Consider the following 13,343-nt stretch of genomic DNA (forward strand, 5'->3'; position numbering starts at 1 on the left):
CTATGAAACTGATAAGGCGAATTAAGACACCAAGTTTATGAAGAACAACACAATGCTATCCCACAGGCGCTTGAAAATACCGCCCTCATCTACTGACTCAAGTGCCACCAAGGGTACACGTACTTTTTCAGCGCCGTCCAAGCTAACTACTAGCTCACCGTACTCTTCATCGGCGGCAATTGGCGCAGTCAGCACTTCGTCAACAATCAGCTGAGCGTCAAGGGCTTCACTCTTGCCCCGCGGTATGGTCATATAAACATCTTTCTGCACACCTAAAATGACCGAGTCGCTATCACCCTTCCACACTTTATTACGGGTCAGCTCACTGCCTGCGGCATAGAGGTGGTGTGTTTCGAAATAGCGGAAACCGTAGGACAGTAATTTTTGCGTTTCGCGCTCTCTAGCACGCTCACCACTGGCGCCCATCACAACAGAAATCAAACGCATGCCATCACGCTTGGCTGAGGTCACCAGACAATATCCCGCTTCCGCAGTATGGCCGGTTTTTAGACCATCAACACTCGGGTCGCTCCACAACAAGCCGTTTCTGTTACTCTGACGAATGCCGTTAAAAATAAACTCTTTTTCGCTATACAGCGCATATTCTTGGGGAAAGCCAATAATCGCCCTGGCAAGCAATGCCAAGTCCCGCGCCGACGTATAATGCTCTGGATCTGGCAGGCCATGGGAGTTCGTGAAATGGCTATTGCTCATACCCAACATACCGGCGTGCTGATTCATGATCCCAGCAAACGCATCTTCACTGCCGGCCACATGCTCCGCTACCGCGACACTGGCGTCATTACCGGAGGAAATCACCACTCCTTTATGCAGATCATGCAGCGCGACTTGCTTGCCAACTTCAATCCACATCAACGATGAACCATTAAATATCGGATTTTGCGCCCACGCATTTTTACTTATGGTGACCATATCGTCGTTGCTAACTTCACCGCGCTCCAACTCATATGACAACACATAGCTGGTCATCAACTTGGTCAAACTCGCTGGCGGTACACGTTCGTCCGCATTATGTTCAATGAGCACCTGGCCACTGTTCGCATCCATGAGCAAATACGCTGACGCCGCCACACTTGGCGCCGCAGGAATAAGGTTCGCCTGGGACAAGGCACTGGAGGACACTACTACGCTTGCTGCAAATGCCAAAAATCGTTGTTTAAACATAATTCCCTTTTCTACTTTCGTTAACAATTTAGGAGTCATTGGTCTCAACCACCAAATGGGGCTCTCCCGACCAGCGCTGCTTCAGTACTTTTTTGGCGGCTTGAGCTGAGGAATAATCAACAAACGGACCGACCCGCACGCGATGCAAATCATTACCGCGTTTGCCACCGCTGCTGGCAATCAATACGGGATAGGCCAATCCAGCACTTAAATTGCGCTGTAATTCTGTTGCCGAAGACAGCTGTTTAAATGCGCCAACCTGCAAATAATACCGAGTCGCCTCTGTGCCGCTGACGACGTGGCTATTATCCGTGTCTATGATCTCAATTTCCACCGGTGCGGTACCTTGGTCAGAAAACCCCAATTTTACCGCTGCCGCATAAGACAAATCGATGATGCGATCTGAATGGAAGGGGCCACGATCATTAACCCGCACAACGGCGGTGCGGCCATTGCGTAAATTAGTCACTTTGACATACACCGGTATCGGCAAAGTGCGGTGGGCCGCACTCATGTCATAAAGACTATAGGTTTCGCCATTCGAGGTCGCATGGCCGTCAAACTTAGTGCCATACCACGAGGCGATACCTCGCTCTTTGTAGCGACGGTGATCGGCAAGCAAGGTATATTCCTTGCCGTTCACCACGTAAGGGCTAGTATTACCCGACGCCCTTATTGGTTCGTGCCGAGGCGTGGCATCGACAATGGTCGCCGGATCGAGACGAACCAGCGGCGCACCATCATATTGCTGTTGGTAGCGACCGTGATTAGTGGGCTGTGGTGCTGCCGACACCGGCGTTTGCGAGCCGCTATCTGGCACCTGACTTACTGGCGCACAGGCCGCCAGTAGCAGGAGCATCGCAAAGGCAAAAGTAAAGCGCAAACTCAAGATCCAGCGACCCCGTTCACCTTGGCTTCGATCAATTGACTGAGCTGATAAGCCGCCATCGCATACATCGCACTATGGTTATAACGAGTAATAACGTAAAAGTTTTTCAAACCAATCCAATACTCATCACCATCATCGCCGTCGAGCTTCATCGCGGTGGCTTTCAGCTCAGGCGGCAATGCGCGATCACTACCAATGCCCGCCTTACTAAGCTCTAACACGGTTTTTGTCGGCTTGAGACCCGCGTTAAACAAACTGGTATCGGCATTTTTCTTCAAAACCGCACCACTGACCACCGGCTCGCCCGCACGCCATCCGTGACGCTTGAAATAATTGGCCACGCTGCCAATCGCATCCACCGGGTTGTTGACAATATCAATTTTGCCATCGCCATCAAAATCGACGGCGTAGGCGCGGTAGCTGCTCGGTATAAACTGACCAAAGCCCATGGCCCCAGCATACGAGCCCTTAAGGTCAAAGGGATCAAAGCTCTGCTCTCGCACCATCAACAGATATTCCTCGAGCTCGCCAAGGAAAAAGCTACTGCGACGCGGGAAGTCAAAGCCTAGGGTGGCCAAGGCATCAACCACGCGGTAGCTGCCTTTATTACGGCCGTACCGAGTCTCTACCCCAATAATGCCGACGATCATCGAGGCTGGCACGCCATATTCGCGCTCTGCACGCGCTAATGTGGCGCGGTGCTCTCGCCAAAACTCAGCGCCCTGATCAACTCTCGAGTCTTGAATAAATATTTTTCGGTAACGACCCCAGGTCATCACCGACTCCGCCGGACGTGCCATTGCATCTAAAATGGACTGCTTTGGCTCGGCCTGCTTAAGCACACCGATCACCCAATCACGGTCAAAATTATGCTTTTCGACCATGGTATTGATAAACGTCTCGGAACCCGGATGAGCGCTATAATCGGCAAGGCTTGGGCTGGCAAGTAACAGTGCGGTAGCCACGCCGCCGCACAACTGCTTTATCATCGTTGTTAATTTATATTGGTTTTTCACAGTAAATCCTATTATTACTGGTGTACTAAGCGCTCATCGGCGCAAATACCCATCAAAATCCCAAACCCCACCAATAGAGTCACCAGTGAAGTACCGCCCTGACTCACCAGTGGTAGGGGTACACCCACCACTGGCAGCAAACCCGAGACCATGCCCATGTTCACAAAGACATAGACAAAGAAAGTGAGAATAATACTCCCGCCTAATAAGCGTCCGAAGCATTGTTTTGCCTGACTTGCGATCCACAGACCGCGACTAACGATCAAGCCATAGAGTAACAATAACAGCAATACCCCACGCAGGCCGAATTCCTCAGCGAGTACCGCGATAATAAAATCGGTGTGACTTTCTGGCAAAAAGTCCAAATGCGACTGGGTGCCCAGCAGCCAGCCCTTGCCCTCAAAGCCGCCGGAGCCTATCGCGGTTTTTGACTGAATGATATTCCAACCTGCGCCAAGCTTATCACTTTCGGGGTTGAGCATCGTCAGAATGCGCTGACGCTGGTAGTCGTGGAGCACAAACTCCCACATTGGATAAGCCATCATCGCCAGCAGGCCCAAGCAAGAAAACATAAAACTCCAGCTAATACCGGCTAAAAACAGCACAAAAAAGCCCGAGGTTGCGATCAAAATCGACGTACCTAAATCGGGCTGAATAACGATCAGCCCTGTTGGAATTAGAATCAAAACCAAACTGATAAAGGTGTGGCGAAAGCTCGGTGGTAGCGGATGGGTCGACAAATACCACGCCACAGCCATCGGCATCACCAATTTGGCAATCTCCGAGGGCTGAAAACGAAAACCACCGATGCCTAGCCAACGCTGGGCACCCTTAGCCCCCACACCGACGAAATCCACCGCCAATAACAACATAACACAGCCAATATAGGCGAAAGGCGCCCAGCGCTGCAACTGCTCAGGGTGGAGCTGGGCAACCAGCAGCATCACCACAAAGGCGACTGACAAATAACGCCCTTGACGTACTACCGTGTCCACACTGCCATCACTGGCACTGTAAAGCACACCGAGACCAACACCACTCAATATCAATAACAACAGCAATAGCGGAATATCAACACGCAGACGCTGACTGATGCTGCGCTGACTACTAATACTGCGGTTACTGCCGGGGAGCTGGCGTACAAAATCTGAATTATTCATCTACCCATACCTCAGGCGTGATATCCATTGGCGTTGGTTCAGTTTTAGGTTCGCCGACCAAAAAAGCCTCAAATACTTTTCGTGCAGCAGGGCCTGCAACGCTGCCGCCATGCTCACCATTCTCAATAATCACCGACACGGCTATTTTCGGGTCCTCCGCCGGAGCAAAGGCCACAAATAAAGCGTGATCCCAATTACGCTTATGAAGCGTACTGGAGTCGTATTTTTCACCGGCCGCGATACCAACAACCTGTGCGGTACCAGTTTTAGCCGCCATTCGATACGTCAAGCCGGCTTTTAAGCCCCTCGCTGTCCCCAACGGGCCAGCCACCACCTGCTCCATCCCTTGGGTGATGGCGTCCCAATAAACATCGGGCACATCATCCATTCGACCTAGCAGCGGCGCAAGAACCTTTTCACCGTCAACCGACGCCAACAAGCGCGGGGCGCGCAACTCGCCTCGCGACGCGATAACCGATGTCGCCACCGCCAATTGCAGCGGCGTAGCGAGCATAAAGCCCTGGCCAATGCCGACGCTAATGGTCTCGCCTGGATACCAGTGACTATTGCGGACCTCTTCCTTCCACGCCCGTGATGGCAATAAACCACTGCGCTCATTGGTATTATCAATACCAGTGGGCACGCCTAGACCAAAGCGCGCGCCAAAATCGTGAAGTCGATCAATCCCCAAGCGGTACGCCAACTCATAAAAATAGACGTCGCAGGATTGCACAATGGCCTGCTCTAAATTTACCGAATAGCCATGACCACCCCGCTTCCAATCTCGGTAACGACGGCTGTCGTTGGGTAGCGTAAACCACCCCGGATCCGCAATACGCGTGGCTGTCGTCACCATGCCATACTGCAAACCCGCCAAGCCCCAAATCGGCTTAATGGTCGATGCCGGAGGATACTGCCCTTGTAAAGCGCGGTTATAGAGGGGTAAGTCTGGGTCATTTTGCAGGGCGTTGTAATCGGCGCTGCTAATACCATTAACAAATAAATTGGCGTCATAGCTTGGGGTGCTCACCATCGCGATAACCCCCCCCGTGCTCGGGTCCATTGCCACTATCGCGCCACGCTGACCTTTTAGCGCTTCAAACGCAACCTGCTGAACATAGGCGTCAACACTGAGATGAATATCGCCACCCGGCTGGGGGTCATGGCGCTCTAACACTCGCAATATACGGCCGTGGGCATTACTCTCAACGTTTTGGTACCCTACTGTGCCGTGCAGCAACTCTTCGTAATATTTTTCCAGACCGATTTTACCGATATAGTGGGTCCCGCTGTAATTAACGGGGTCGATCTCGTCAAGCTCACGCTCGCTGATCCGCGCAACATAACCCAGCACATGCGCAAATAGCTCGCCGTGGGGATAGTGCCGCACCAATTGCGCGTCAATTTCCACCCCGGGAATGCGGTAGCGATTAACCGCAATCTTAGCAATTTCCGCATCACTAACGCGAAATTTCAGCGGCACTGCTTCATAGGGTCTGCGCCGACTCAAGCGCTTGCGAAACTGTTCAATATCCTCGTCGGCAAGGGGAATCAGCTCTCTAATAATGGCCAAGGTTTCATCCAGCGACGCAAGGCGTTCCTTAACGACGGTTAAGGTATAGCTGGGAATATTTTCAGCCAATAACACGCCATTACGATCAAAAATCAAACCGCGCTTGGGTGCGATGGGTAACAGCTGAATACGATTGCGGTCAGACTGAGTTTTGTAAATATTGTAATCGGCGATTTGTAACTGCCCATAACGGGCAACCAAAATCGATATCATTATCACTACGAATATAATGGAAATCGCCACCCGATGGCGGTAAACCCGGCGTTCATAGTGCGTGTTTTTAAGCTGTTGGCGCCTAGTCATGACACAGTCATCAGCGGTGATAGGGATGGTTATTATTAATTGTCCACGCCCGGTAGAGCTGCTCGGCAAACAATACCCTAACCAGTGGATGAGGAAGAGTCATGGCTGACAGCGACCATTTTTGCCTAGCGAAAGCCAAACACGCCGGACTGAGACCATCGGGGCCGCCGACCAAGATACTGATATTGTCGCCGTCCATTTGCCAGTTTGCCAAGGCCTCAGCCAAGCTTTCAGTGCTGACGGCCTTACCCAATACGTCGAGGGCGATGACGCGATCGCCGGCGGGAATTGCCGCTGTCATCGCGTCCCCTTCTTGGGCAATAGCACGGCGAATATCGGTATTCTTGCCCCGCTTAGGAAGGGGCAATTCTTTAATATCAAACTGAATCTCGGCGGGCAGGCGCTTGCGGTATTCCGCAACCCCCTCCTCGACCCAAGCCGGCATTTTAGTGCCTATGCAGATTAAACTAACTCTCATCAGTTCCCGGCTCTGGCACTTGCCACAGACGCTCAAGATCATAAAACAAGCGAGCTTCTGGCAACATCACGTGCACTACCACATCGCCTAAATCGACCAACACCCATTCACCGCTATCTTGGCCTTCCATGCCGATCGGCACCACATTCTGCTTTTTGGTCTCAACCCATACATTGTCTGCCAAGGATTTTACATGACGATTCGAAGTGCCACTGCACACCACCATATAGTCAGTAACGCCACTCATGCCGCGCACATCTAGGGTCACAATATCTCGGCCTTTTACATCGTCAAGGGCTTTCTGCACCAGCTTTTGGAGTTGTTCAGCGTTCATCAAACGGGTATTCCTATGTATTTCACTGTGTATATAAACCGTGTTCAGCGATATAGTCCGCGACAACGTCGGGAACAAGGTAACGAATTGACCTCCCTGAGGCCAGGCGCCGGCGGATATCAGTAGCCGAGATCGGCAACTGAATCAAACCTGTGTCATAAAACCCACCGGCACTGTGCGCTGTCAGTGCCGATGCTGAGGCAAGCTTGCGATCAGCCACAAAATTCGCCACCTGCGCATCCATTGCTAAAGGATGTGCGGCGCGATGCAAAACCAATACATTCGCCAAACGAAACAGCGACTGCCAATCGCGCCAGCGCTGCAACTGATTAAACGCATCACTGCCCATAATCACCGTAATCGAGACCTCGGTGCCACGTTCAGCACGCAACTCCCGCAAGGTATCAACGGTATACGACGGGGTTTCCCGCAATAATTCACGTCCGTCGACAGCCAAACCCGGCTCCCCGGCGACGGCAGCGCTAACCATCGCCAAGCGCTGGGCGCTATCGGCACCGGGCTGCCCCCGCAATGGCGGCCGATGACTCGGCAATAACGCCAACTCATCAACACCCAATGCTTCTTTAATTTCTATCGCCGACCGCAGATGACCGTGATGAATGGGGTCAAAAGTGCCACCAAAAATCGCCAGCGACGCAGTAGCCTTATGCGAGTCGGTCATTTAACGACGAATATGGCCATCGCCGAGTACCACGTACTTCTGCGAGGTCAAACCTTCCAGCCCTACGGGGCCACGAGCATGTATTTTGTCGGTGGAAATACCAATTTCCGCGCCCAAACCATATTCAAAACCGTCGGCAAACCGCGTCGAGGCATTAATCATTACCGAACTAGAATCCACTTCGCGCAAAAAGCGACGGCCGGTAGTGTAATTTTCAGTCACGATGGATTCGGTATGGGCAGAGCTATAACTGGCGATATGATCCATAGCCTCATCGACATCAGCCACCACTTTGATAGACAGTATGGCGGCCAAATACTCTGTACCCCAATCCTCCTCGCTAGCCTCTACCGCCCCCATCAAAATCTGCCGGGTGTGCGGGCAGCCGCGCAACTCAACGCCCTTTGCCAACAAAGCATCGGCAATGGCGGGCAGTAACTCTTCAGCGCGACTCTCGGCTATCAACAAGGTTTCCATGGTGTTGCAGGTACCATAGCGATGGGTTTTGGCGTTCACTGCAATTGCCAATGCTTTTTCAGCATCGGCGGCGTCATCAATATAAACATGACAAATGCCATCAAGGTGTTTAATCACGGTTACCGTGGCGTCTCGGGCAATACGCTCTATTAAGCCCTTGCCGCCTCGGGGCACAACCACGTCAACATACTCAGGCATGGTAATCAATTCACCGACCGCCGCGCGATCCGTGGTTTCCAGTACCTGAACAGCATGCTCCGGCAGGCCAGCCGCCACTAGGCCTTCGCGAATACACGCAGCGAGAGCTTGATTTGAGTGAATCGCTTCAGAGCCGCCACGCAGAATCGCCGCATTCCCTGATTTTAAGCACAAACTGGCTGCCTCAACGGTCACATTGGGGCGAGACTCATAAATAATGCCAATAACGCCCAACGGCACCCGCATTTTACCAACCTGAATTCCACTGGGCCGGTAGTTTAAATCAGTGATGGCGCCAACCGGGTCAGCCAGCGCAGCAACTTGAGTCAAGCCTTCAATAATACCGGCGATACCAGCGGCATTGAGCGCCAAACGATCCAGTAATGCCGCGTCGAGACCAGAGGCCTCACCCGCCGCGACGTCTTTGGCATTGGCGGCAAGAATAGCGTCGCGCCTAGCGTCTACTGCCGCAGCAATCGCCAGCAGGGCGCGATTTTTAACGCCGGTATCAGCCGCTGCCACCAGCCGCGCAGCAAGCCGCGCCTGACGCCCCAGCTGATTCATATACTGCTTAATATCCATGAGCCTTCTAATCCTCTCACCTACGCGCTATCGCGAAGGTCAATACCTGCTAATTCCCACATAATAGGAGAACGAAAAATGACCGCTAGTATAACGGATTGGAAAAGGACTCACTATCGACAATATGTACAGAGTGCCGTCGGTTAGCTTTACTAGCTCGACAGCGCATCCAAAATATCGTGAAGGGCATCTAAACGTGCCAACGGCGCGTCGATACCAAGAATTTGGTAAGCGTCGGCGGCGGGCAATGGCAGTAATTGCGCCAAACTGTTGGCCAAAGCACCCGCTGTCTCCACATTTAGCTGCATTCCTAAACGCTGTACATGGGGGTGGCTGCCCAACTGCTGCAACAATTCATGTAACTCAGTGCTACGCGACGGCAGCGCGATATCTTCCTGCTCAGTCAGCCAGCTGACTTCGCCTATATACAGACCAGTATCGTCCTGACGAGCCGACGCCAACTGAAAGCGACGACCGCCCTCAACCACAACCCCCAGCAAGCCATCTGGGAGTTGATCCCAGTCAGCAATATGCGCTTCAGTGCCGATTTGCGCCAAGGTCGCTTGCCGCTCTCCCGGCTTAAGCACCTCGGCGCCACCCTCGGCCAACCAAACGACGCCGAAGCTCTGCTGATTGCGCATGGTATCGCGAATCAAGTCGAGGTAACGACGCTCAAAAATCCGCAAGCCCATGCGACCACCAGGCAGCAACACCGTGCTTAAGGGAAATAGCGGTAGCTCTGCTACCGCACTCGAACCTAAGTCAGACATTCTTATCCGCAGCCTTTTCTATGGCTATTTCAGGGCCTAAAGGTTTAATCACCAACAGCAGCTTTGGCAGCAACAACATGGCGCCCAGCAATGCCGCCAGCATCGCCAAGCCGGTTAACAAACCAAAATAAATACTTGGCGTAAAATTAGACAAGGCCAGAATCGAGAAACCAAAAATAATAATACTCGAGGTGTAATACATTGCCCTACCAATACTGGCGTGACAGCGGTACATGGTTGCCAAGTAATTGCGGTCAGTCGGAAATTCTTGTTTAAAGCGATGCACATAGTGAATGGTGTTATCCACACCAATACCCACGGTAATCGCCGCAATGGTAATTGTCATCATGTCAAGCGGAATACCCGCCAAACCCATACCGCCCAATACGGCGCCGGCCGCCAATAAATTGGGCGCGAGGGCAATAAGCGCCAGGCTCAATGAGCGGAATAACACCATAAACATGGCCAGTATGGCGACAAATACCGCGCTCAAGGTCATAATCTGCGAGGTAAACAGGCTTTGCAGCATATTATTGTATAAAACTAACATACCGGTTAAGTGCACTTGCTCCGGCGCAAAGCCCAACTCATTCACCAAATGATCTTCAATATCAATCAATAGCTGATTGCGATTCAGGGTGCGACTTGTTTCTTTAACCCGCACACTGATGCGCACTTGATCGACTTCTGTCGACATATAGGGATCAATCAAAATGGACGAAATCGACTCCGGCAACGAGCGCTGAGCCAGCGCCAATTGCAAGTCGTCGACATTGCCCATAATAATCTGCATCAATTCATAAAAGGTCGACAGCGACAGCACCTTGCCGGTCTCTGGCAAACCGTCAACATAGTTGTGTACCGATTGAATTCGCTGCAAACCGGCAACGGTGAACCACTCGCTCTGAGCAGCACCTGCATCACCAAAATCGCCGAAATCATCGGCAAAGTCATTGGCAAAATCGTTACTGAAATCGTCAAAATCATCACTGCCGCTATTTACAGCCTTCTCGGCGACGGGATCTTCCTTGGGCAGATCTAATATAATATCGAGAGGAATAGTGCCCCCCAACTCAGCGTCAATCGTTTCCATACCCTGATAAATTTCAGTGGTATCGTGGAAGTAGTCAATAAAGCGGTTTTCGACTTTGAGCTGAGTAATACCCCACACACTCAGCAGCAAGAGCCCGGTAGACACCACGACCACGGTGCGCCCAAAGCGCTCGGTAGCCACGGCAAAATACCGCGTAAATGCCGCGCTATCATCCGAACCGCCCTTTTCGTTGTGGCGCTTCATAAGCATCATTGCGCAGGGCATAACAATAAAGGTCAACACCAGTGCCGACACCACACCAATGGTCATCATCCAGCCAAAATCAATTACCGGACGAATACCACTAACTACCAAGGAGGCAAACGCCACCAAGGTCGTTAACGTGGTGTACAAGCATGGCATGGCCATAATCGCGGTGGTTTGCGAGACCAAGCTAAATTGATCCGCCTCTGGCTGCGCAGCAGAATACTCTCGGTAACGCACCACAAGATGAATGGTGACCGACAGGGTAATAATCAACAGCAAAGCCACAAAATTCGCGGAGATAACGGTCAGCCGCCAGTCGAGAAAACTCAGCAGACCGAGCATAAAGACCACATTCAAGACACAGGTCGACAGGGGAATTAGCACCCAGCGCAGACGACGGAAAATCACCGTCAACAACACCACAATAAACAGCAGTATGCCAGCGCCAAACACCCGCAAATCGCTTTTAACAAAGGCAATCATATCCACCGCGATCATCGGGACACCACCGAGAAACACCGTGGCATCGCCGCGATAATCCTTAACAATGTCCCGCGCCAAGGCAACTAACTTAGCCTGCCGCTCGTGGGCCTCGGCCGTGTAATCTGCGAAGGTCTTTTCTAAATCATCCAACGTTGCCTGTTCGTCAGCGCTAATGGTTTCCGCCGCAGCCTTGACGCGCAGCGCGTCGCGTTGATTTAGCAGTTCATAATAACGCTCGTCGCGCTGAATATTGACCTGAATTGCAGTGGTGCTGCCGTCAGTACTGGTCAGTAAAGATTTGTAAATCGGACTGGTTGCGAGCTCTTCGCGGACCATGTCCATATCAATACCCGGCGTACGCAGGGTCGGAATCTCTCCCGCCGTGACCTGACTCAGCGACACCCGCGGACTCTCCAGTAAAGGCACGTCCAGTATCGAGGTTACATTAGAGACATTCGGTAATTCCGCCAGGCGGTCACGCAGTTCGCCAAGCGTCTGCAACTGCTCTGGGGCAAACAAATCGGCCTGCGGTTGATACGTCACCAACAGGAAGTCTTCGGAACCGTAACGTTTACTGATATCACGGTAATAGGCCAGCGACTCGTCGCCCTCTAGTACCAAGGCATCAGCGGAAGCGTCAAGCTGCAAGGTGGGAATATAGCTCCCCAACCAGCCGACTATAGCAAGCAATATCGCCAAAACCCAAAATGCATTACGCAGTATTACGCGTTGGTAAATCGACAGCAGCATTCCACTCATATTTAACCCTTAAGCTTGGTTAGTCGCCTCGCAGGCGCGTCCGATTTTTAAAACCTTATTCTTTATTCGCCCCAGCGCGGCACTAATTCCTGCGCCACGCCAAGGTGATCCAAAATTCTCGCCACCACAAAATCAATCACATCAGCCACGCTTTGGGGCTTGCGGTAGAAGCCAGGCGACGCGGGCATCACCGTCGCACCCATTTGCGTCAGGCTGAGCATATGCTGCAAATGAATTGCCGATAAGGGCATTTCTCTGGGCACCAAAATCAATTGGCGGCGCTCTTTGAGCGCGACATCGGCGGCGCGTTCAATTAAATTATTACTTGCTCCGCAGGCAATGGCAGACAGCGTACCGGTACTGGCCGGGCACACCACCATGGCGCTCGGCGCACCGCTGCCAGAAGCCACTGGCGCCATCCAGTCTTCAGGGCCATGCACCTTAAGTTGTTCCGGCGTACATTGAAAGCGCTCGCACAAATAGCGCGACAACGCCGCAGGCTTGGCCGGCAGGGTCTCCTCGGTTTCCGTCGCCACAACTAACAGCGCCGCCTTGGAAATCATAAAATGCACCTCGCAGCCCGCTGCCAACAGACATTCCAGCAGCCGCAAACCATATTGCGCGCCAGAGGCGCCAGTCATCGCCAGCGTAACCGATTTCATTGCGACGCCTCCCAGCGCTTGCGCAGCGCCTTTATCAAGCTCTGATGTACACCACCAAAGCCGCCGTTACTCATAATCACCACGTGATCCCCTGCCTTTAAGCTAGCACTGAGTTCGGCAATGGTTTGCTCAAGATCCACGCTCAACCGCGCTGGTGTTGCGCTGTCCGCAATCACTGAGTCTAAGGACCAATTTAAGCCCGGCGGCTGATACCAAATCACTTCGTCTGCACATGCTACTGCAGGCGCCAAGCGATCTTTATAGATACCCAAACGCATGGTATTGGAGCGTGGTTCTATCAAGGCAATAATTCTTCCCTCTGCCACCCGTCCCCGCAGGCCCTGCAAGGTTGTCGCAATCGCCGTGGGGTGGTGAGCGAAATCATCGTACACGGTAATTCCCGCCACTGTGGCAAGTAACTCCATACGCCGCTTAACACCCTGAAACTGGCATAAAGCATCAATACCATCTTTGGGCTGAACACCAATATGG

The 13,343-nt window shown here is 52.3% G+C and carries 13 protein-coding genes; all 13 read right to left on the minus strand.

From position 1 onward, the window contains the following. Window positions 1–21 precede the first annotated feature (21 nt). Entirely contained in the window at window positions 22–1,185 is a 1,164-nt protein-coding gene (locus tag ABYP33_RS07450; RefSeq protein ID WP_373090036.1) for a D-alanyl-D-alanine carboxypeptidase family protein, read from the minus strand. Window positions 1,186–1,213: 28 nt separating this feature from the next. Beyond that, window positions 1,214–2,074 carry a septal ring lytic transglycosylase RlpA family protein gene (locus ABYP33_RS07455; RefSeq protein ID WP_373090012.1) on the minus strand — a complete coding sequence of 287 codons (861 nt, stop codon included), beginning with the start codon at window positions 2,072–2,074 and terminating at the stop codon, window positions 1,214–1,216. Next, window positions 2,071–3,063, minus strand: coding sequence for a lytic murein transglycosylase B (gene mltB, locus ABYP33_RS07460; RefSeq protein ID WP_373090038.1), 993 nt, complete (start codon window positions 3,061–3,063; stop codon window positions 2,071–2,073). The genes ABYP33_RS07455 and mltB overlap by 4 nt, the downstream gene beginning before the upstream one ends. A 41-nt stretch (window positions 3,064–3,104) precedes the next feature. Next, window positions 3,105–4,250: a rod shape-determining protein RodA gene (gene rodA, locus ABYP33_RS07465; protein ID WP_373090015.1), complete on the minus strand. Its 1,146-nt coding sequence runs from the start codon at window positions 4,248–4,250 to the stop codon at window positions 3,105–3,107. Beyond that, window positions 4,243–6,126 carry a penicillin-binding protein 2 gene (gene mrdA / locus ABYP33_RS07470; RefSeq protein WP_373090017.1) on the minus strand — a complete coding sequence of 628 codons (1,884 nt, stop codon included), beginning with the start codon at window positions 6,124–6,126 and terminating at the stop codon, window positions 4,243–4,245. The genes rodA and mrdA overlap by 8 nt, the downstream gene beginning before the upstream one ends. Window positions 6,127–6,136: 10 nt before the next feature. Then, window positions 6,137–6,604: a 23S rRNA (pseudouridine(1915)-N(3))-methyltransferase RlmH gene (gene rlmH, locus ABYP33_RS07475; protein ID WP_373090019.1), complete on the minus strand. Its 468-nt coding sequence runs from the start codon at window positions 6,602–6,604 to the stop codon at window positions 6,137–6,139. Beyond that, window positions 6,594–6,938: a ribosome silencing factor gene (rsfS, locus tag ABYP33_RS07480; protein ID WP_373090021.1), complete on the minus strand. Its 345-nt coding sequence runs from the start codon at window positions 6,936–6,938 to the stop codon at window positions 6,594–6,596. The genes rlmH and rsfS overlap by 11 nt, the downstream gene beginning before the upstream one ends. Before the next feature lie 22 nt (window positions 6,939–6,960). Further along, window positions 6,961–7,620, minus strand: coding sequence for a nicotinate-nucleotide adenylyltransferase (gene nadD / locus ABYP33_RS07485; protein WP_373090024.1), 660 nt, complete (start codon window positions 7,618–7,620; stop codon window positions 6,961–6,963). After that, window positions 7,621–8,877, minus strand: a complete 1,257-nt coding sequence (locus ABYP33_RS07490) for a glutamate-5-semialdehyde dehydrogenase (RefSeq protein ID WP_373090026.1) — start codon at window positions 8,875–8,877, stop codon at window positions 7,621–7,623. It abuts the gene before it with no gap. 152 nt (window positions 8,878–9,029) lie between these two features. Further along, window positions 9,030–9,647, minus strand: coding sequence for an LON peptidase substrate-binding domain-containing protein (locus ABYP33_RS07495; protein WP_373090028.1), 618 nt, complete (start codon window positions 9,645–9,647; stop codon window positions 9,030–9,032). Continuing rightward, window positions 9,640–12,189 carry an RND family transporter gene (locus ABYP33_RS07500; protein WP_373090030.1) on the minus strand — a complete coding sequence of 850 codons (2,550 nt, stop codon included), beginning with the start codon at window positions 12,187–12,189 and terminating at the stop codon, window positions 9,640–9,642. Before ABYP33_RS07500 ends, ABYP33_RS07495 begins: the two co-directional genes overlap by 8 nt. 62 nt (window positions 12,190–12,251) lie before the next feature. Beyond that, window positions 12,252–12,851 carry a flavin prenyltransferase UbiX gene (locus ABYP33_RS07505; protein ID WP_373090032.1) on the minus strand — a complete coding sequence of 200 codons (600 nt, stop codon included), beginning with the start codon at window positions 12,849–12,851 and terminating at the stop codon, window positions 12,252–12,254. Next, on the minus strand, window positions 12,848–13,343 hold a 496-nt coding region (locus ABYP33_RS07510), incomplete at its 5' end, for a glutamate ligase domain-containing protein (RefSeq protein ID WP_373090034.1). The genes ABYP33_RS07510 and ABYP33_RS07505, both read right to left, overlap by 4 nt.

The sequence above is a fragment of the Zhongshania sp. genome, from assembly GCF_041584495.1.
GTDB lineage: Bacteria > Pseudomonadota > Gammaproteobacteria > Pseudomonadales > Spongiibacteraceae > Spongiibacter.

Excerpts from the sequence above, each read along its gene's own strand:
- ABYP33_RS07450 (WP_373090036.1), bottom strand. The coding sequence starts at position 1,185 with ATGTTTAAACAACGATTTTTGGCATTTGCAGCAAGCGTAGTAGTGTCC.
- mltB (WP_373090038.1), bottom strand. The coding sequence starts at position 3,063 with ATGATAAAGCAGTTGTGCGGCGGCGTGGCTACCGCACTGTTACTTGCC.
- rodA (WP_373090015.1), bottom strand. The coding sequence starts at position 4,250 with ATGAATAATTCAGATTTTGTACGCCAGCTCCCCGGCAGTAACCGCAGT.
- mrdA (WP_373090017.1), bottom strand. The coding sequence starts at position 6,126 with ATGACTAGGCGCCAACAGCTTAAAAACACGCACTATGAACGCCGGGTT.
- rlmH (WP_373090019.1), bottom strand. The coding sequence starts at position 6,604 with ATGAGAGTTAGTTTAATCTGCATAGGCACTAAAATGCCGGCTTGGGTC.
- rsfS (WP_373090021.1), bottom strand. The coding sequence starts at position 6,938 with ATGAACGCTGAACAACTCCAAAAGCTGGTGCAGAAAGCCCTTGACGAT.
- nadD (WP_373090024.1), bottom strand. The coding sequence starts at position 7,620 with ATGACCGACTCGCATAAGGCTACTGCGTCGCTGGCGATTTTTGGTGGC.
- ABYP33_RS07490 (WP_373090026.1), bottom strand. The coding sequence starts at position 8,877 with ATGGATATTAAGCAGTATATGAATCAGCTGGGGCGTCAGGCGCGGCTT.
- ABYP33_RS07495 (WP_373090028.1), bottom strand. The coding sequence starts at position 9,647 with ATGTCTGACTTAGGTTCGAGTGCGGTAGCAGAGCTACCGCTATTTCCC.
- ABYP33_RS07500 (WP_373090030.1), bottom strand. The coding sequence starts at position 12,189 with ATGAGTGGAATGCTGCTGTCGATTTACCAACGCGTAATACTGCGTAAT.
- ABYP33_RS07505 (WP_373090032.1), bottom strand. The coding sequence starts at position 12,851 with ATGAAATCGGTTACGCTGGCGATGACTGGCGCCTCTGGCGCGCAATAT.